This window comes from Streptomyces sp. NBC_01116, assembly GCF_041435495.1.
Classification (GTDB): Bacteria; Actinomycetota; Actinomycetes; order Streptomycetales; family Streptomycetaceae; genus Streptomyces.
On sequence record NZ_CP108644.1, the window covers coordinates 6,296,681 to 6,314,964 of the forward strand.

Annotated in this window: 11 protein-coding genes; 8 read left to right on the forward strand and 3 right to left on the reverse strand. The window is 72.5% G+C overall.

What is annotated here, in order from left to right; translation table 11 throughout:
• Window positions 1-298 precede the first annotated feature (298 nt).
• The gene (locus tag OG245_RS27900; RefSeq protein WP_371626151.1) at window positions 299-4,048 is read left to right on the forward strand and encodes an AAA family ATPase; all 3,750 of its coding nucleotides are present in this window, start codon (window positions 299-301) and stop codon (window positions 4,046-4,048) included.
• A gap of 205 nt (window positions 4,049-4,253) precedes the next feature.
• Entirely contained in the window at window positions 4,254-5,672 is a 1,419-nt protein-coding gene (locus OG245_RS27905; RefSeq protein ID WP_371626152.1) for a sugar porter family MFS transporter, read from the forward strand.
• Between the two features lie 75 nt (window positions 5,673-5,747).
• Here the strand turns inward: OG245_RS27905 and OG245_RS27910 are convergent, their stop codons facing one another.
• Window positions 5,748-6,704: an LLM class flavin-dependent oxidoreductase gene (locus tag OG245_RS27910; protein ID WP_371626153.1), complete on the reverse strand. Its 957-nt coding sequence runs from the start codon at window positions 6,702-6,704 to the stop codon at window positions 5,748-5,750.
• A gap of 234 nt (window positions 6,705-6,938) precedes the next feature.
• On the opposite strand from OG245_RS27910, the gene ftsY reads away from it, so the two are divergent.
• Window positions 6,939-8,147 carry a signal recognition particle-docking protein FtsY gene (gene ftsY / locus OG245_RS27915; RefSeq protein ID WP_371626154.1) on the forward strand — a complete coding sequence of 403 codons (1,209 nt, stop codon included), beginning with the start codon at window positions 6,939-6,941 and terminating at the stop codon, window positions 8,145-8,147.
• A 118-nt stretch (window positions 8,148-8,265) separates the two neighbouring features.
• Here the strand turns inward: ftsY and OG245_RS27920 are convergent, their stop codons facing one another.
• Window positions 8,266-8,913 (reverse strand): bifunctional DNA primase/polymerase, encoded by a 648-nt coding sequence (locus OG245_RS27920; protein ID WP_371626155.1) that lies wholly within the window; start codon window positions 8,911-8,913, stop codon window positions 8,266-8,268.
• A gap of 459 nt (window positions 8,914-9,372) precedes the next feature.
• On the opposite strand from OG245_RS27920, the gene OG245_RS27925 reads away from it, so the two are divergent.
• The 5 genes from OG245_RS27925 to ffh all read left to right on the forward strand — a co-directional run bounded on the left by OG245_RS27925 (window position 9,373) and on the right by ffh (window position 17,129).
• Window positions 9,373-10,848, forward strand: coding sequence for a hypothetical protein (locus tag OG245_RS27925; protein WP_371626156.1), 1,476 nt, complete (start codon window positions 9,373-9,375; stop codon window positions 10,846-10,848).
• A gap of 438 nt (window positions 10,849-11,286) precedes the next feature.
• Window positions 11,287-12,639 (forward strand): ammonium transporter, encoded by a 1,353-nt coding sequence (locus tag OG245_RS27930; RefSeq protein WP_371626157.1) that lies wholly within the window; start codon window positions 11,287-11,289, stop codon window positions 12,637-12,639.
• Window positions 12,636-12,974, forward strand: a complete 339-nt coding sequence (locus OG245_RS27935) for a P-II family nitrogen regulator (RefSeq protein ID WP_007452846.1) — start codon at window positions 12,636-12,638, stop codon at window positions 12,972-12,974. The genes OG245_RS27930 and OG245_RS27935 overlap by 4 nt, the downstream gene beginning before the upstream one ends.
• 29 nt (window positions 12,975-13,003) lie before the next feature.
• The gene (locus tag OG245_RS27940; RefSeq protein WP_371626158.1) at window positions 13,004-15,463 is read left to right on the forward strand and encodes a [protein-PII] uridylyltransferase; all 2,460 of its coding nucleotides are present in this window, start codon (window positions 13,004-13,006) and stop codon (window positions 15,461-15,463) included.
• Window positions 15,464-15,584: 121 nt separating this feature from the next.
• Window positions 15,585-17,129, forward strand: a complete 1,545-nt coding sequence (gene ffh / locus OG245_RS27945) for a signal recognition particle protein (protein ID WP_371626159.1) — start codon at window positions 15,585-15,587, stop codon at window positions 17,127-17,129.
• A 127-nt stretch (window positions 17,130-17,256) separates the two neighbouring features.
• Here ffh and OG245_RS27950 read toward each other — a convergent pair whose 3' ends face one another.
• A complete protein-coding gene (locus tag OG245_RS27950; protein ID WP_371626160.1) occupies window positions 17,257-18,141 on the reverse strand; it encodes a methyltransferase domain-containing protein in 885 nt (294 codons plus the stop codon).
• Window positions 18,142-18,284: the final 143 nt, after the last annotated feature.

Genomic DNA, 18,284 nt, shown 5'->3' on the forward strand with positions numbered 1-18,284 from the left:
CGGGCCGGGCACGCTCAGTAGCCTCGGAACATCTCTGATTCGTCTCGCGTCACGGATCGCCGTCCCCGAACACCGGGGTCCTCGCATCGCCGAGGACATCGCTGTCCGGTCGTTCTGCGATGCACAGCGCGGGACTACAGCTGGATTCACCGATACACCAGCAAGATTCACAGGGACGCTTCGGCGTCCCTTTTTCTTTGCCCGACCCCCACCCCGGGCGTACCGGCCTTCGCCTACCGTCTGATGTGCCCTGCACCTTCATCAGCGAAACCGAGAGTGAAAGGTAGAGTCCGGCGGCGTGCACCTCAAGGCCCTGACCCTGCGTGGTTTCAAATCGTTCGCGTCCGCCACCACCCTGCGGTTCGAACCGGGGATCACCTGCGTCGTCGGTCCCAATGGATCCGGCAAATCCAATGTGGTGGACGCGCTCTCCTGGGTCATGGGGGAACAGGGCGCCAAATCCCTGCGCGGCGGCAAGATGGAAGACGTGATCTTCGCCGGGACGACCGGGCGGCCCCCGCTGGGCCGCGCCGAAGTGTCGCTGACCATCGACAATTCCGACGGCGCATTGCCTATCGAGTACGCCGAAGTGACGATCACTCGGATCATGTTCCGCAATGGCGGCAGCGAATACCAGATCAATGGCGACACCTGCCGGCTGCTCGACATCCAGGAACTCCTCTCCGACTCCGGCATCGGCCGGGAGATGCACGTCATCGTCGGGCAGGGCCAGTTGGACTCCGTGCTGCACGCCGACCCGATGGGCCGCAGGGCCTTCATCGAGGAGGCCGCCGGCGTCCTGAAGCACCGCAAGCGGAAAGAGAAGGCGCTGCGGAAGCTGGACGCGATGGGCGCCAACCTGGCCCGGGTCCAGGACCTCACCGACGAACTGCGCCGCCAGCTCAAGCCGCTCGGCCGGCAGGCCGCCGTCGCCCGCCGGGCCGCCGTCATCCAGGCCGACCTGCGCGACGCCCGGCTCAGGCTCCTCGCGGACGACCTGGTGACCCTGCGGGACGCGCTGCGCGACGAGATCGCCGACGAGGCGGAGCTGAAGAAGCGCAAGGACACGGCCGAGGCCGAGCTGAGGACGGCGCTCGCCCGCGAGGCCGAGCTGGAGGGCGAGGTGCGCCGCCTCGCGCCCCGGCTCCAGCGCGCCCAGCAGACCTGGTACGAGCTGTCGCAGCTGGCCGAGCGGGTCCGCGGCACGATCTCGCTGGCCGACGCGCGGGTCCGCAGCGCCTCCGAGGCGCCCGCCGAGGAGCGCGGGGGCCGCGACCCCGAGGACCTGGAGCGCGAGGCCGCCCGGATCCGCGAGCAGGAGGCGGAGCTGACGGCGGCCCTGGAGGCGGCCGAGCACGCGCTGGAGGACACGGTCGCCCACCGCGCCGACCTGGAACGCGAGCTGGCCGCCGAGGAACGCCGGCTCAAGGACGCGGCCCGCGCCATCGCGGACCGGCGCGAGGGGCTCGCCCGGCTGAACGGCCAGGTCAACGCGGCCCGGAGCCGGGCCGGTTCGGCACAGGCCGAGATCGACCGGCTGGCCGCATCGCGCGACGAGGCGCAGGAGCGCGCGGTGAGCGCCCAGGAGGAGTACGAGCAGCTCAAGGCCGAGGTCGAGGGGCTGGACGGCGCCGACGAGGAGCTGTCCGCCCGCCACGAGGAGGCCAAGCAGGCCCTCGCCGAGGCCCGGGCCGCCCACAGCACGGCGCGCGAAGAGGCGACCGCCGCCGAGCGCAGGCGGGCGGCGGTCGCGGCCCGGCACGAGGCGCTGTCCCTGGGGCTGCGCCGCAAGGACGGCACGGGCGCGCTGCTCGGGGCCCGGGACCGGCCGGCCGGACTTCTCGGCCCGGCCGCCGAACTGCTGACCGTCGAGCCCGGCTACGAGATCGCGGTCGCCGCCGCCCTCGGTGCGGCGGCGGACGCCGTGGCCGTCACGGACCCGGCCACGGCCGCCGACGCGATCCGGCTGCTGCGCGAACGGGACGCGGGGCGCGCGGCGATGCTGCTGGGCGCGGACAGCGTGCCGAGCGCGGAAAGCGTGGAAGGCGCCCGAAGCGCGGTCCTCGCGGACAGCGCCGCCGCGCCCCGGCACCTGCCGGAGCAGACCTCCGTACGGGATACGGCGGAGAGCCCCGCCCCCGCCGTGCTGCCCGCACAGGGGGGCGCGGGCGTCGAGTCGGCGGCGCGGAGCGGCACGGACGCCGCGGCACATCCGGCGGACCGTGCCGGGACGGCCACCGCCCTCGCCGCGCCCGCCGTCGCCGATCTGGTGCGCGGGCCCGCCGCGCTGCTCGGGGCCGTACGCAGCCTGGTTCAGAACATGGTGGTCGTCGGGACGCTGGAGGACGCCGAGGACCTGGTGGCCGCGCACCCCGGGGTCACCGCGGTGACCGCTGAGGGCGACGTGCTCTCCGCCCACTTCGCACACGGCGGGTCGGCCGGGGCGCCCAGCCTCCTGGAGGTGCAGGCCTCCGTCGACGAGGCCGCCGCCGAGCTGGCCGGCCTCGCCGTGCGGTGCGAGGAGCTGGCCGAGGCGCAGCGCCTGGCGGGGGAGCGGCGCACGGAGCGGACCGCGCTCGTCGAGGAGCTGGGGGAGCGCCGCCGGGCGGCCGAGCGGGAGAAGTCCGGCGTCGCCCAGCAGCTCGGGCGGCTCGCCGGGCAGGCCCGGGGCGCGGCCGGTGAGGCCGAGCGCATGACCGCGTCCGCCGCCCGCGCCCAGGAGGCCCTGGAGCGGGCGACGGAGGAGGCCGAGGAGCTGGCCGAACGGCTGCTGGTCGCCGAGGAGACCCCGGCGGAGGAGGAGCCCGACACGTCCCGGCGGGACCGGCTCGCCGCCGACGGGGCCAACGCCCGCCAGACCGAGATGGAGGCCCGGCTCCAGGCCCGTACGCACGAGGAGCGGGTCAAGGCGCTGGCCGGCCGCGCCGACTCGCTGGACCGGGCCGCCCGCGTCGAACGGGAGGCGCGCACCCGTGCCGAGCAGCGCCGGGCCCGGCTGCGGTACGAGGCCGAGGTCGCCTCCGCCGTGGCTTCGGGCGCCCGTCAGCTGCTGGCGCACGTGGAGGTGTCCCTCGTACGGGCCGACCAGGAGCGGACGGCGGCCGAGGCGGCGAAGGGCGAGCGGGAGCGCGAGCTGGCCGTCGAGCGGGACCGGGGCCGGGGGCTGAAGGGCGAGCTGGACAAGCTCACCGACTCGGTCCACCGGGGCGAGGTGCTGGGCGCGGAGAAGCGGCTGCGGATCGAACAGCTGGAGACGAAGGCCCTGGAGGAGCTGGGCGTGGAGCCCGCGGGGCTGGTCTCCGAGTACGGGCCGGACCAGCTCGTGCCGCCGTCGCCCGCCGCCGAGGGCGAGGAACTGCCGGAGGACTCCGAGCATCCCCGTAACCGGCCGAAGGCGTATCTGCGGGCCGAGCAGGAGAAGCGGCTGCGGTCGGCCGAACGGGCGTACCAGCAACTCGGGAAGGTGAATCCGCTCGCCCTGGAGGAGTTCTCGGCGCTGGAGGAACGGCACAAGTTCCTCTCCGAGCAGCTTGAAGACCTGAAGAAGACCCGGGCCGATCTGCTCCAGGTGATCAAGGAGGTCGACGAGCGGGTCGAGCAGGTCTTCACGGAGGCCTACCGGGACACCGCCCGCGAGTTCGAGGGGGTCTTCTCGCGGCTCTTCCCCGGCGGCGAGGGGCGGCTCGTCCTGACCGACCCGGACAACATGCTCGCCACCGGGGTGGACGTCGAGGCGCGTCCGCCGGGCAAGAAGGTGAAGCGGCTCTCCCTGCTGTCGGGCGGCGAACGGTCCCTGACGGCGGTGGCGCTGCTGGTCGCGATCTTCAAGGCCCGGCCCAGCCCGTTCTACGTCATGGACGAGGTCGAGGCCGCGCTCGACGACACCAACCTGCAGCGGCTGATCCGGATCATGGCGGAGCTCCAGGAGAGCTCCCAGCTGATCGTGATCACCCATCAGAAGCGGACGATGGAGGTCGCCGACGCGCTGTACGGCGTGTCCATGCAGGGCGACGGGGTCTCGAAAGTCATCAGCCAGCGGCTGCGCTGACTTTTTACCGAATCATCAGAAGTTCAAGGCACCTTTTGTGCACTCCTGGGTACACGGGGACAGACCCGCTGTTTGACTTCGCCTCTTGAACGCATAGCCTCTGCAAGGTTGATTTCGCCTTCAAGTGGTGGCGGGCCGAATGTTGTGCCCCACTGGGAAGGCTCATCCCCCACGTCTGACTTGCGGCCAGGCATCAGGAGTTCACGTGACCAGCACTGCGAACGGACCCGAGTCCGGGGCCCGGGCGGCCCATCCGGACCACCTCGGCCATGTCATCTTCATCACCGCGGCCGCGGCGATGGGCGGCTTCCTCTTCGGCTACGACAGCTCCGTCATCAACGGGGCCGTCGAGGCGATCCGCGACCGGTACGACATCGGCTCCGGCACGCTCGCCCAGGTCATCGCCATCGCGCTGATCGGCTGTGCGATCGGTGCCGCCACCGCCGGCCGGATCGCGGACCGGATCGGCCGCATCCGCTGCATGCAGATCGCCTCGGTGCTCTTCACGGCCAGCGCGATCGGCTCCGCGCTGCCGTTCGCGCTCTGGGACCTGGCGATGTGGCGCATCATCGGCGGCTTCGCCATCGGCATGGCCTCCGTGATCGGCCCGGCCTACATCGCCGAGGTCTCCCCGCCCGCCTACCGCGGCCGGCTCGGCTCCTTCCAGCAGGCCGCGATCGTCATCGGCATCGCCATCTCCCAGCTGGTCAACTACGCCCTCCTCCAGATCGCCGACGGCGACCAGCGCGGCAAGATCCTCGGCCTGGAGGCCTGGCAGTGGATGCTCGGCGTGATGGTCGTCCCGGCCATCCTGTACGGGCTGCTCTCCTTCGCCATCCCCGAGTCCCCGCGCTTCCTCATCTCGGTCGGCAAGAAGGCCGAAGCCCGCAAGATCCTCGAAGAGGTCGAGGGCGAGAACATCGACCTCGACGCCCGGGTGGCCGAGATCGAGACCGCCATGCACCGCGAGCACAAGTCCTCCTTCAAGGACCTGCTCGGCAACCGCTTCTTCTTCCTGCCCATCGTCTGGGTCGGCATCGGCCTGTCGATGTTCCAGCAGCTCGTCGGCATCAACGTCGCGTTCTACTACTCGGCGACGCTGTGGCAGTCCGTCGGCATCGACCCGACCGACTCGTTCTTCTACTCGTTCACCACCTCGATCATCAACATCATCGGCACGGTGATCGCGATGGTGCTGGTGGACCGGGTGGGCCGCAGGCCGCTCGCCCTCGTCGGCTCGGTCGGCATGGCCGTCGCGCTCGCCGTCGAGGCGTGGGCGTTCTCCGCGGACCTGGTGGACGGCAAGCTGCCGACCACGCAGGGCACGGTCGCGCTGATCGCCGCCCACGTCTTCGTGCTCTTCTTCGCCCTGTCGTGGGGTGTCGTCGTCTGGGTGTTCCTGGGCGAGATGTTCCCGAACCGGCTCCGCGCGGCCGCCCTCGGCGTCGCCGTGTTCGCCCAGTGGATCGCCAACTGGGCGATCACCGCCAGCTTCCCGAGCCTCTCCGACTGGAACCTCTCGGGGACGTACATCATCTACGCCTGCTTCGCCGTGCTCTCGATCCCCTTCGTGCTCAAGTTCGTGAAGGAGACCAAGGGCAAGGCGTTGGAAGAGATGGGCTAAATCCCCCGCTGCCCCTCTCTTCGAACCGCGCGGCCCCGGCTCACCGAGCCGGGGCCGTCGGCTTTCCGGCGAGTGTCAGGCGGTCGCCTCGCAGAACAGCCGCAGGCTGCGCCACCCCTCCTCCACCGGCATCCCGCCGCACAGCGGGTGCAGCACCAGGCTCTCCGCCTCCAGGGCCTTCAGCCCGTCCGGCGTGACGATCCGGTAGACGCCCTCCTCGCGCAGCTCCGCCACCGTCACCGCCGCCGAGCGCACCGCCGAGCGGATGTCCTCGGACTGCCAGGAGGCGTACGTGCGCGCCTCGTGCAGCAGGTGCTCGCCGTACAGCGCCCACGTCCGCTCCGGGTCCTCGGAGACGTGCAGCAGCGGTGTGCGCTCCGCGGGCATCATGCAGAAGCCCTCCGTCCCGTGGGCCGCGCGCCGCTCGTGGTAGTACGCCTCCAGCTCCGGCAGATGCGCGCTCGGGAACAGCGGCAGCCCCAGCCGGGCCGCCCGCCGCGCCGCCGCCCGTGAGCTGCCGCCGACCAGCAGCATCGGGTGCGGGCGCGTGTACGGGCGCGGGGTGACGCGTACCGTACGGCCCCGGTACGGGAACGGCTCCCCGGTCCACGCCGCCAGCAGCGTCTCCAGCAGCTCGTCCTGGAGCCTGCCGCGCCGCCCCCACTCGACCCCGGCCCGCTCGTACTCCTCGGGGCGGTAGCCGATCCCCGCGACCGTCACCAGCCGGCCCGCGCTCAGCAGGTCCAGCACCGCGATGTCCTCCGCGAGGCGCAGCGGATCGTGCAGCGGGCCGATGACCGCCGAGACCGTCACCGCGATCCGGCGCGTGGCGCCGAAGACGGCCCCGGCGAAGGTGAACGGAGAGGGCAGCCAGGAGTTCGCCACCCCGTGGTGCTCCTCGGTCTGCACCGTGTCGACGCCGTGCTCGTCCGCGTACGCCGCCATCTCCAGGGCGGCGCGGTAGCGGGCCGAGAGCGATACGGGGTCGGCTTCGGGGTCGACGAGATTGAACCGGACCACTGTGAAGGCCATCGGAGGCGTCCCTTCGCCGAGGCGGCAGGCATGCGGGCAGGCGGGCATGCGAGCGGGTGGACGGGCAAGCGGGCGGACATCGGACGGGCGGCGGCACCGTAGCTGACGCGGCGTCAGAAGTGTAGGGGTCGGTGTTCGAATTACCGCCAAAAGGTGCATATGGCCCCGGTGGATCGCCGGAGGGCCAGCAGGGGCCGCGCCCGCGGCACGGCCGTGGCCGATACTGGACGGGTTATGGAACTCGTCGAAATCGTCATCCTCGCTGTAGTCATCGCCCTGGTCGCTGTCGGCCTGGTCGGCGGGCTCGTGGTCGGCAGCCGCAAGAAGAAGCTGCCTCCCCCGCCGCCGAGCACGCCGACCATCACTCCTCCCGCCGAACCTCAGGTCGGCGAGGAGGCCGAGACGCCGCGCGACGAAGCGCGGCGCACCATCGACGAAGTCGGCCTCCCGGACGCCACCGCGCCCGCGGAGGAGGCCCCGGTCGCCGAGGCCCCCGCGCCGCCCGCGCTGGAGGTCCCCGAGCCCACCGCCGGCCGGCTCGTCCGACTGCGGGCCCGGCTCGCCCGCTCGCAGAACTCGCTGGGCAAGGGGCTCCTCACCCTGCTCTCCCGCGACAACCTCGACGAGGACACCTGGGAGGAGATCGAGGACACCCTCCTCACCGCCGACGTCGGCGTCGCCCCCACCCAGGAACTGGTCGAGCGGCTCCGCGAGCGCGTCCGGGTGCTCGGCACCCGCACCCCGGAGGATCTGCGCACCCTGCTCCGCGAAGAGCTGATCACGCTGCTCGGCCCCGACTTCGACCGCGAGGTCAGGACCGAGGGCGGCGTCGAGACCCCCGGCGTCGTCATGGTCGTCGGCGTCAACGGCACCGGCAAGACCACCACCACCGGCAAGCTGGCCCGGGTCCTCGTCGCCGACGGCCGCAGCGTGGTCCTCGGCGCGGCCGACACCTTCCGCGCCGCCGCCGCCGACCAGCTCCAGACCTGGGGCGAGCGGGTCGGCGCGCGCACGGTGCGCGGGCCCGAGGGCGGCGACCCGGCGTCGATCGCCTACGACGCGGTCAAGGAGGGCATCGCCGAGGGCGCGGACGTCGTGCTCATCGACACCGCGGGCCGGCTGCACACCAAGACCGGCCTCATGGACGAGCTGGGCAAGGTCAAGCGCGTCGTGGAGAAGCACGGCCCGCTGGACGAGATCCTGCTCGTCCTCGACGCCACCACCGGACAGAACGGCCTCGTCCAGGCCCGGGTGTTCGCGGAGGTCGTGGACATCACCGGCATCGTCCTCACCAAGCTCGACGGCACCGCCAAGGGCGGCATCGTCATCGCGGTCCAGCGCGAGCTGGGCGTACCGGTGAAGCTGATCGGCCTCGGCGAGGGCGCGGACGACCTCGCCCCGTTCGAGCCGGGCGCCTTCGTGGACGCCCTGATCGGCGACTGACCCACCGCGCAGCCGGTACGGCGGACGGGCGGCGGCTCCTGCGAGGAGCCTGCCGCCCGTCCGCTGTTTCCGTGCCCCGGGGCGTTTCTGTGCCCCGGCGCGTTCCCGTGCCCCGGGGCTACGAGCGGTGGCAGACGTACGCCAGTGTCCCCAGCAGCAGCCGTGCCTGCGGGGGAGCGGCCGCCGTGTCCAGCAGCGGGGGCCGCAGCCAGCGGACCGGGCCGAGGCCGCCGAGGTCGGAGGGCGGGGCGGTGATGTGGGTTCCGGGACCGAGGGCGCGCAGATCGAGGCCCGCGTCGTCCCAGCCCATCCGGTAGAGCAGCTCGGGCAGCTCGGCGGCGGCCCCGGGGGCGACGAAGAACTGCGCCCGCCCGGTCGGCGTGACGGCGACGGGCCCCGACGGCAGCCCCATCCGCTCCATCCGCACCAGGGCGCGCCGTCCCGCCTGCTCCGCGACCTCCAGGACGTCGAAGGCGCGCCCCACGGGCAGCAGCATCGCCGCTCCCGGCGTCTCTGCCCAGGCGTCCGACGCGTGGTCCAGGCCGGCGCCCGCCGGCACCTCCCGGGCGAAGTCCAGCGGATGGGCCCCCGGGGCCGGGCAGGCCGGCTCGCCGCACGAGCAGGAACCGGCCTCGGCCCGCGCCCCGGGGGCCACCGCCCAGCCCCACAGCCCGGTGTACTCGGCCACCGACGTGCCCTCGGTGCCGCGGTGGCGTCGCCGCGCGCCGGATCGCATCTCCCGGATGCCGCCGATCGTGAAGCCCATGCCCCCTCCAACGGGTCCGGCTCGCCGGTGGTTACGACCCGCGTCGCCCGGGTAACCCTCCGTCGCTGAAACTCGATCGAGTGGCGTGCGCGGTGGTGCGAAAGGGAGTGCGCCACGGAGTGCGCGCCCCCGAGTGCTTCCATCCGCTCGCCCTCGGTCCTGGTCGTTCAAGTCAATCGCGCTCAGGGGCAGTCGGGTTCATTCGAAGGGGTGGCGAATGGTGGCGTTTCCGCAATCTCCCTCGCGGTAGGGGTGATCGTAGGATTACCGTCGGTACACGAACCCTGGAAGTATGTGCACCCACGGGTATGCCGCAGGCAACCCGATTTCCTGTTCGATGATGTTCGGTGATGGCCGTCAGCTTGATGGGGGCCCCAACTCCCGTACGGACAGCACCGATGCACGGCATTCTGATAATGGTTCGCGCGATGAGGTTTCGGCGGGATGGGGGGCGTTCCAGTGAGTGGCAGCGGCGCAGGCGACACGGATGCGGGGAAGCGGCCCAACGGGCAGTTGGGGTCGTGGTTCGTGCGCAGTGGCTGGTCCAAGGGGGAGCTGGCACGTCAGGTGAACCGGCGGGCCCGGCAGATGGGCGCCCTCCACATCAGCACCGACACCTCCCGGGTGCGGCGCTGGCTCGACGGGGAGCAGCCGCGTGAGCCGATCCCGCGCATCCTCTCCGAGCTGTTCTCGGAGCGCTTCGGCGCCGTCGTCGCCATCGAGCAGCTCGGTCTGCGCACCGCCCACCAGTCACCCTCGGTGGCCGGAGTCGACCTGCCCTGGGCCGGCCCCCAGACCGTCGCCCTGCTCAGCGAGTTCTCCCGCAGCGACCTGATGCTCGCCCGGCGCGGCTTCCTCGGCAGCTCGCTGGCGCTGGCCGCGGGGCCCGCCCTCATCGAGCCGATGCAGCGCTGGCTGGTGCCCGTGCCCGCCCAGAGCCCCGGCGAGCCGGAGCCCCAGTCCGCCGCCCACCGCCCCTCCCGGCTCTCCCGGCCCGAGCTGGACCTGCTGGAGTCGACCACCGCGATGTTCCGGCAGTGGGACGCCCAGTGCGGCGGCGGACTGCGCCGCAAGGCCGTCGTCGGGCAGCTGCACGAGGTCACCGACCTGCTCCAGGAGCCCCAGCCGGGGCCCACCGCCCAGCGCCTCTTCCGCTGCGCCGCCGAACTGGCCGAGCTGGCGGGCTGGATGAGCTACGACGTCGGCCTCCAGCCCACCGCCCAGAAGTACTTCGTGCTCGCCCTGCACGCCGCCAAGGAGGCCGGGGACAAGCCGCTCGGCAGCTACATCCTGTCCAGCATGAGCCGCCAGATGATTCACCTGGGCCGCCCCGACGACGCCCTGGAGCTGATCCACCTCGCGCAGTACGGCAGCCGCGACTGCGCCACCTCCCGTACGCAGGCGATGCTGTATGCGATGGAGGCCCGCGCCTACGCCAACATGGGCCAGCCCAGCAAGTGCAAGCGGGCCGTCCGGATGGCCGAGGACACCTTCCTGGACGCCGGTCTCGACGGCGAGCCCGAGCCCGACTGGATCCGCTTCTTCTCCGAGGCCGAGCTGAACGGGGAGAACGCCCACTCCTACCGTGACCTGGCCTATGTCGCCGGCCGCAGCCCCACGTACGCCTCGCTCGCCGAGCCCGTCATGGACAAGGCCGTCGAGCTGTTCGGCGAGGACGACGAGCACCAGCGCTCCTACGCGCTCAACCTCATCGGCATGGCCACCGTCCATCTCCTCCAGCGCGAGCCCGAGCAGTCCACCGTGCTCGCCGCCCGCGCCCTGAAGATCGCCAAGAAGGTCCGCTCCGAGCGGGTCAACACCCGCCTGCGCAAGACCGTCGACACCGCTGCCAGGGACTTCGGCGACGTCGCCGACGTCGCCCGGCTCACCGAGCTGCTCCACGAGCAGCTGCCGGAGACCGCCGAAGCGGTCTGACCGGCCCCCCCCCGGCCCCGGCCGCGGCGCCCCCTCCGCACAGCCCGACCCGGCTCCCCCATCGCCCGGTCACCCGGAGGGCCGCCGTGGCCGGTTTCGTGTTCTCCCGGCTCCTGGGCGTTTCAACCGCACCGTATGCGGCGTGCGCTGCATGCTGGGGCCTCGCGTTCGGACCAGGACGGGCTCGCGGGGTCCGGTACGCGCGAAAGACGCTGGGCAGCACATCGGAGGAGCCACCCCGGATTCATGTCGCCGTAACACGCGCTCCCTCTTCGTCACGCTCGCGAAACACCGTGCGGCATCCCCGGAAACGGCGCTCGGCCAACCTCGTGGCTCATAACCGGCCCGCACCCGACCCATCGGCCGGCCCGCACCTTCCCAGTGGTCCCGCAGCATTCCCCCGCACGCCGCGGCCGCACCGACGACGAGGAGACGCCGATGCCCCCAGGCATCACGACGCTTGCCGCAGACGCCCCCGGGCTGTCTGCCGCCAACACCGGGTTCATGCTCATCTGCTCGGCCCTGGTGATGCTCATGACCCCCGGTCTGGCCTTCTTCTACGGAGGCATGGTCCGCGTCAAGAGCACCCTCAACATGCTGATGATGAGCTTCATCAGCCTCGGGATCGTCACGGTCCTGTGGGTGCTCTACGGATTCAGCCTCGCCTTCGGCACCGACGTCGGCTCGGTCATCGGCTGGAGCTCCGACTACGTCGGCCTCAGCGGCATCGGCGTCACCGAACTCTGGGACGGCTACACCATCCCGGTCTACGTCTTCGCCGTCTTCCAGCTGATGTTCGCCGTCCTCACCCCGGCCCTGATCAGCGGCGCCCTCGCCGACCGGGTGAAGTTCACCGCCTGGGCGGTGTTCATCGTCCTGTGGGTCACCGTCGTCTACTTCCCCGTCGCCCACTGGGTCTGGGGCGCCGGCGGCTGGCTCTTCGAGATGGGCGTCATCGACTTCGCCGGCGGTACGGCCGTCCACATCAACGCCGGTGCCGCCGCCTTCGGCGTCATCCTGGTCATCGGCAAGCGCGTCGGCTTCAAGAAGGACCCGATGCGGCCCCACAGCCTGCCGCTCGTCATGCTCGGCGCGGCCCTCCTGTGGTTCGGCTGGTTCGGCTTCAACGCCGGATCCTGGCTCGGCAACGACGACGGCGTCGGCGCGGTCATGTTCCTGAACACCCAGGTCGCCACCGCCGCGGCCGTGCTCGGCTGGCTCGTCTACGAGAAGCTGCGCCACGGCTCCTTCACCACCCTCGGCGCCGCCTCCGGCGCGGTCGCCGGACTCGTCGCCATCACCCCGGCGGGCGGCTCCGTCTCCCCGCTCGGCGCGATCGCCATCGGCGCCATCGCCGGTGTCCTGTGCGCCATGGCGGTCGGCCTGAAGTACCGGTTCGGCTACGACGACTCCCTGGACGTCGTCGGCGTCCACCTCGTCGGCGGCATCATCGGCTCCCTCCTGGTCGGCTTCTTCGCCACCGGCGGCGTCCAGTCCGACGCCAAGGGCCTCTTCTACGGCGGCGGCCTCGAACAGCTCGGCAAGCAGACCATCGGCGTCGTCGCCGTCCTCGCGTACTCTCTGGTCGTCTCCGCCCTCATCGCCCTCCTGCTCGACCGGACCATCGGGATGCGGGTCTCCGAGGACGACGAGATCTCCGGCATCGACCAGGTCGAGCACGCCGAGACGGCGTACGACTTCAGCGGCGCCGGCGGCGGCACGGTCTCCCGCACCACCGCCCCCGCGACGGACCCGACGGCAGCACCGAAGGCAAAGAAGGTGGACGCATGAAGCTCATCACCGCGGTCGTGAAGCCCCACCGGCTGGACGAGATCAAGGAGGCCCTCCAGGCCTTCGGCGTCCAGGGGCTGACCGTCACGGAAGCCAGCGGTTACGGGCGGCAGCGCGGCCACACCGAGGTCTACCGGGGCGCCGAGTACACCGTCGACCTGGTCCCCAAGATCCGCATCGAGGTCCTCGTCGAGGACGAGGACTCCGAACAGCTCATCGAGGTCGTCGTCAAGGCCGCCCGTACCGGCAAGATCGGTGACGGGAAGGTCTGGAGCGTCCCGGTCGAGACCGCCGTCCGCGTCCGGACCGGCGAGCGCGGCCCGGACGCCCTCTGACCTACGGCCCGCAAACGGAAGGCAGCTGGGTGACGAGTACCGAAGTGACCACCGAAACCGAAGGCTCGGGACCCAGCGGCTACGCGGCGGCCCGGCTGCGCCTCCTCCAGCAGGAGGCGCGGTCCGGGCCGCCGCGCCGTGCGGCCCTCGCCCGCCTCACCGACGACTGGCTCACCGGCCTGTTCACCGCAGCCGCGACCCGCGCCGGGGTAAGGGGCGCGGCCCTCGTCGCCGTCGGCGGCTACGGCCGCGGCGAGCTCTCCCCGCGCAGCGACCTCGACCTGCTCCTCCTGCACGACGGCAGCGCCGACGCGGCGGCCCTCGCCGCCCTCGCCGACGGCATCTGGTACCCGGTCTGGGACCTGGGCCTGGCCCTCGACCACTCCGTACGCACCCCCGGCGAGGCCAGGAGGACCGCGGGCGAGGACCTCAAGGTCCAGCTCGGCCTGCTGGACGCCCGCCCCGTCGCCGGCGACCTCGGCCTCGTCGCCTCCCTGCGCACCGGGATCCTTGCCGACTGGCGCAACCAGGCCCCCAGACGCCTCCCCGCCCTCCACGAGCTCTGCCGGGAACGTGCCGAGCGGACGGGCGAGCTCCAGTTCCTCCTGGAACCCGACCTGAAGGAGGCCCGCGGCGGCCTCCGCGACGCCATCGCCCTGCGCGCGGTGGCCGCGTCCTGGGTCGCCGACGCCCCCCGCGAAGGCCTTGTCGAGGCCCGCCGCACCCTCCTGGACGCCCGCGACGCCCTCCACCTCACCACCGGGCGCGCCACCGACCGCCTCGCCCTCCAGGAACAGGACCAGGTCGCCCGGGCACTCGGCCTCCTCGACGCCGACACCCTGCTCCGCAAGGTCTACGAGGCCGCCCGCACCGTCTCGTACGCCACCGACGTCACCTGGCGCGAGGTCGACCGGGTCCTGCGCGCCCGCTCCGCCCGACCCAGGCTCCGCGCGCTGCTCAGCGGCGGTCTCGGCTCCAAGGCCGTCACCGAACGCACCCCGCTCGCCGACGGCGTGGTGGACGCGGACGGCGAAGTGGTCCTCGCCCGCGCCGCCCGCCCCGAACGCGACCCGGTCCTCACCCTGCGCGCCGCCGCGGCCGCCGCCGAGGCCGGGCTCCCGCTCTCCCGCCACCTCGTCCGCCACCTGGCGGCCACCGCCCAGCCGCTGCCGGTCCCCTGGCCCCCCGAGGCCCGCGAGGAACTCGTCACCCTGCTCGGCGCGGGAGAGGCCACCGTCGGCGTCTGGGAGGCGCTCGAAGCGGAAGGGATCGTCACCCGGCTGCTGCCCGACTGGGAACGCGTCCACTGCCGCCCCCAGCGCAACGCCGTCCACACCTGGACCGTCGACCGCCACCTCGTGGAGACCGCCGTCCGCGCCGCCTCCCTCACCCGCCGCGTCCACCGCCCCGACCTCCTCCTGGTCGCGGCCCTCCTGCACGACATCGGCAAGGGCTGGCCCGGCGACCACTCCGTGGCCGGCGAGGTCATCGCCCGGGACATGGCCACCCGGATCGGCTTCGACAAGCACGACGTGGGCGTCATCGCCACCCTCGTACGCCACCATCTGCTGCTCGTCGAGACCGCAACCCGGCGCGACCTCGACGACCCCGCCACCGTGCGGTCGGTGGCCGAAGCCGTCTCCAGCGCCTCCACCCTGGAACTGCTGCACGCCCTCACCGAGGCCGACGCGCTGGCCACCGGCCCCGCCGCCTGGAGCTCCTGGCGCGCCTCCCTCGTGACCGACCTCGTCCGACGCGTCGCCGCCGTCCTCGCCGGTCAGGCACCCGAGGAGCCCGAGGAGGCCGCGCCCAGCGCCGAGCACGAACGCCTCACCATCGAGGCCCTGCGCACCGGCGAACCCGTCCTCGCCCTGCACGCCCGGCCCGAGGAACCCGCCGGGGACGGCGCGGTGGAACCCGTCGGCGTCGAACTCCTCATCGCCCTGCCCGACCGCCCCGGCGTCCTGCCCGCCGCCGCCGGAGTCCTCGCCCTGCACCGCCTCACCGTGCGCGCCGCCGACCTGCGCGCGGTGGAGCTGCCCAACGAGGTGGGGGAGCGGGCGGACCTGCTGCTGCTCAGCTGGCGGGTCGCCGCCGAGTACGGGTCCCTCCCGCAGGTCGCCCGCCTCCGCGCCGACCTCGTACGCGCCCTCGACGGATCCCTGGACATCCGGGCCCGCCTCGCCGAGCGCGAAGCCGCCTACCCGCGTCGGCGCGGCGTGAAGGCCCCGCCGCCCCGCGTGACCGTGGCCGCCGCCGGCTCCCGCCGCGCCACCGTCATCGAGGTCCGCGCCCAGGACGCCCCGGGCCTGCTGCACCGGATCGGCCGGGCCCTGGAACAGAGCGCGGTACGGGTGCGCAGCGCCCACGTCTCCACCCTCGGCGCCAACGCCGTGGACGCCTTCTACGTCACCGGGACCGACGGCGAACCGCTGTCCCCGGACCGGGCCGCCGAGATCGCCCGGGAGGTCGAGAAGGCGCTCGGCTGACCGCGTACGACCGGCCCTCGTCCGGCAGGTTCCGGGCGAGGGCTTGGCGTTCCCCGGGGGACGGATACCCTGGAGGGCGACTGACCTGCCCCGCCCCCGACCCTGAGGACCGACGAGCGCCGTGTTCGATACTCTCTCCGACCGCCTTAGCGCGACTTTCAAGAACCTCAGGGGCAAGGGCCGCTTGTCCGAGGCGGACATCGACGCCACGGCACGCGAGATCCGTATCGCCCTGCTGGAAGCCGATGTCGCCCTGCCCGTGGTCCGGGCCTTCATCGCCAACGTGAAGGAGCGGGCGCGCGGCGTCGAGGTCTCCCAGGCGCTGAACCCCGCCCAGCAGGTCGTCAAGATCGTCAACGAGGAGCTCGTCTCCATCCTCGGCGGCGAGACCCGGCGGCTTCGGTTCGCCAAGACCGCGCCCACCGTGATCATGCTCGCCGGCCTCCAGGGGGCCGGTAAGACGACGCTGGCCGGAAAGCTCGGCCTCTGGCTCAAGAGCCAGGGCCACTCCCCGCTGCTCGTCGCCTGCGACCTCCAGCGCCCCAACGCCGTCAACCAGCTCAGCGTCGTCGCCGAGCGCGCCGGCGTCGCGGTGTACGCCCCCGAGCCGGGCAACGGCGTCGGCGACCCGGTCCAGGTCGCCAAGGACTCCATCGAGTTCGCCAAGGCCAAGGTCCACGACATCGTCATCGTCGACACCGCCGGACGCCTCGGCATCGACCAGGAGCTGATGCAACAGGCCGCGGACATCCGCGACGCCGTCAGCCCCGACGAGATCCTCTTCGTCGTCGACGCGATGATCGGCCAGGACGCGGTCAACACCGCCGAGGCCTTCCGCGACGGCGTCGGCTTCGACGGCGTCGTGCTCTCCAAGCTCGACGGCGACGCCCGCGGTGGCGCCGCCCTGTCGATCGCCCACGTCACGGGCAAGCAGGTCATGTTCGCGTCGAACGGCGAGAAGCTGGAGGACTTCGACGCGTTCCACCCGGACCGGATGGCCTCCCGCATCCTCGACATGGGTGACCTGCTCACCCTGATCGAGCAGGCGGAGAAGACGTTCAGCCAGGAAGAGGCCGCCAAAATGGCCTCGAAGCTCCAGTCGAGCAAGGGTGGCAAGGACTTCACCCTCGACGACTTCCTGGCCCAGATGGAGCAGGTCCGCAAGATGGGCTCGATCTCCAAGCTGCTCGGGATGCTGCCCGGCATGGGGCAGATCAAGGACCAGATCAACAACATCGACGAGCGCGACATCGACCGCACCGCCGCGATCATCAAGTCGATGACCCCGAAGGAGCGCGCCGAGCCGACGCTCATCAACGGTTCGCGCCGCGCCCGTATCGCCAAGGGCTCGGGCGTCGAGGTCTCCGCGGTCAAGAGCCTGGTGGAGCGCTTCTTCGAGGCCCGCAAGATGATGTCGAAGATGGCCCAGGGCGGCGGCATGCCCGGGATGCCGGGCATGCCCGGCATGGGTGGCGGCCCCGGCCGTCAGAAGAAGCAGGTCAAGCAGGCCAAGGGCAAGCGTAAGAGCGGCAACCCCATGAAGCGCAAGGCCGAGGAGGCCGCCGCCGAGCGCCGCGAGCAGGCGGCCCAGGGCGGCGCGTTCGGTCTGCCCGCCCAGGAGGACAAGAACTTCGAGCTGCCGGACGAGTTCAAGAAGTTCATGTAGCGCGGGCCGAGCACCACGCGTAAGGGGCGCCCTTTCTCAAGGGCGCCCCTCACGCGTGTCGTGCTGTCCGTCGGCCCGGGTCACGGAGACCGGACAGCGGCTCAGGTCGCGCAGGCCGGACAGCGGCTCAGGTCACGCAGACCAGATAGCGGAAGACGTTCGGCATCCACACCGTGCCGTCCTGCCGCCGGTGCGGATGCAGGGCCTCCGCGACCTCCTTCTCCACCTGGGAGCGGTCCGTGGCCCGTACGGCGGCGTCGAACAGCCCGGTGGACAGCAGGCCGCGCACCGCGCTGTTCACGTCCGCGTAGCCGAACGGGCAGGACACCCGCCCCGAACCGTCCGGCTTCAGCCCGGCCCGCGCCGCCACGTCCTCCAGATCGTCCCGGAGCGTCGGCCGCCATCCGTCCGGGTCGGTACGCGGCGGACGCGCCGACTCCGCGAGCCGCGCGGCCACCCGCAGCACCGCGGCCGTCGCGCAGCGCTCCGGTGGCCCCCATCCGGTCAGCACCACCGAGGCGCCCCGGACCGCCAGCGGCACGGCCGACCGCAGCGCCGGGACCAGCCCCTCGGAGTCCCCGGCCGCACAGCCGATCGGCTCGAAGACCGTGATCAGGTCGTACGGGGCGCCGTCCGCGCCGGCGGGTGCGGGCCGCCAGTCCTCCAGCAGCCGGGCCCGACGGCGGGCCGGATGCGGGGAGTGCGCGGGTGCGTCGTCCCAGTCGGCGTCGGGCAGCAGCCGCGCCCGGGCCAGCGCCAGGCGCTCCCGGTCGGAGTCCACACCCGTGACGTGCGCCCCCCGGGCCGCCGCGACGAGCATCGCGAGGCCCGAGCCGCAGCCCAGGGACAGCATCCGGGTGGCGGCCCCGACCTCCATCCGGTCGTACACCGCTTCGTACAGCGGCGCGAGCATGCGTTCCTGGATCTCTGCCCAGTCGCGTGCGCGGGTACCGGCGTCCGCCGGTGCGGAGGCGTCCGCGGCCGGCTGGTTCCGGACGAGCGTTGGTGTCATGGAAAGTGCCCCAATCCGCCAAGAGGTCGGTCGTGCCCGAGTGGACGTCCCCCGTGTGCGTGTGTTCCGCACCCCCGTAGCCAGAGAACTGCGCATCCGCCGTTCCGTCCAGGGGGTTGTGGAGCAGTGCTTGCGTGCCCCGT

What these genes read in the sequence shown, in the direction of transcription:
- OG245_RS27910 (WP_371626153.1), bottom strand. Translation starts at nt 6,704, where the DNA reads ATGGCCTTCACAGTGGTCCGGTTCAATCTCGTCGACCCCGAAGCCGAC.
- ftsY (WP_371626154.1), top strand. Translation starts at nt 6,939, where the DNA reads ATGGAACTCGTCGAAATCGTCATCCTCGCTGTAGTCATCGCCCTGGTC.
- OG245_RS27920 (WP_371626155.1), bottom strand. Translation starts at nt 8,913, where the DNA reads ATGGGCTTCACGATCGGCGGCATCCGGGAGATGCGATCCGGCGCGCGG.
- OG245_RS27930 (WP_371626157.1), top strand. Translation starts at nt 11,287, where the DNA reads ATGCCCCCAGGCATCACGACGCTTGCCGCAGACGCCCCCGGGCTGTCT.
- OG245_RS27935 (WP_007452846.1), top strand. Translation starts at nt 12,636, where the DNA reads ATGAAGCTCATCACCGCGGTCGTGAAGCCCCACCGGCTGGACGAGATC.
- OG245_RS27950 (WP_371626160.1), bottom strand. Translation starts at nt 18,141, where the DNA reads ATGACACCAACGCTCGTCCGGAACCAGCCGGCCGCGGACGCCTCCGCA.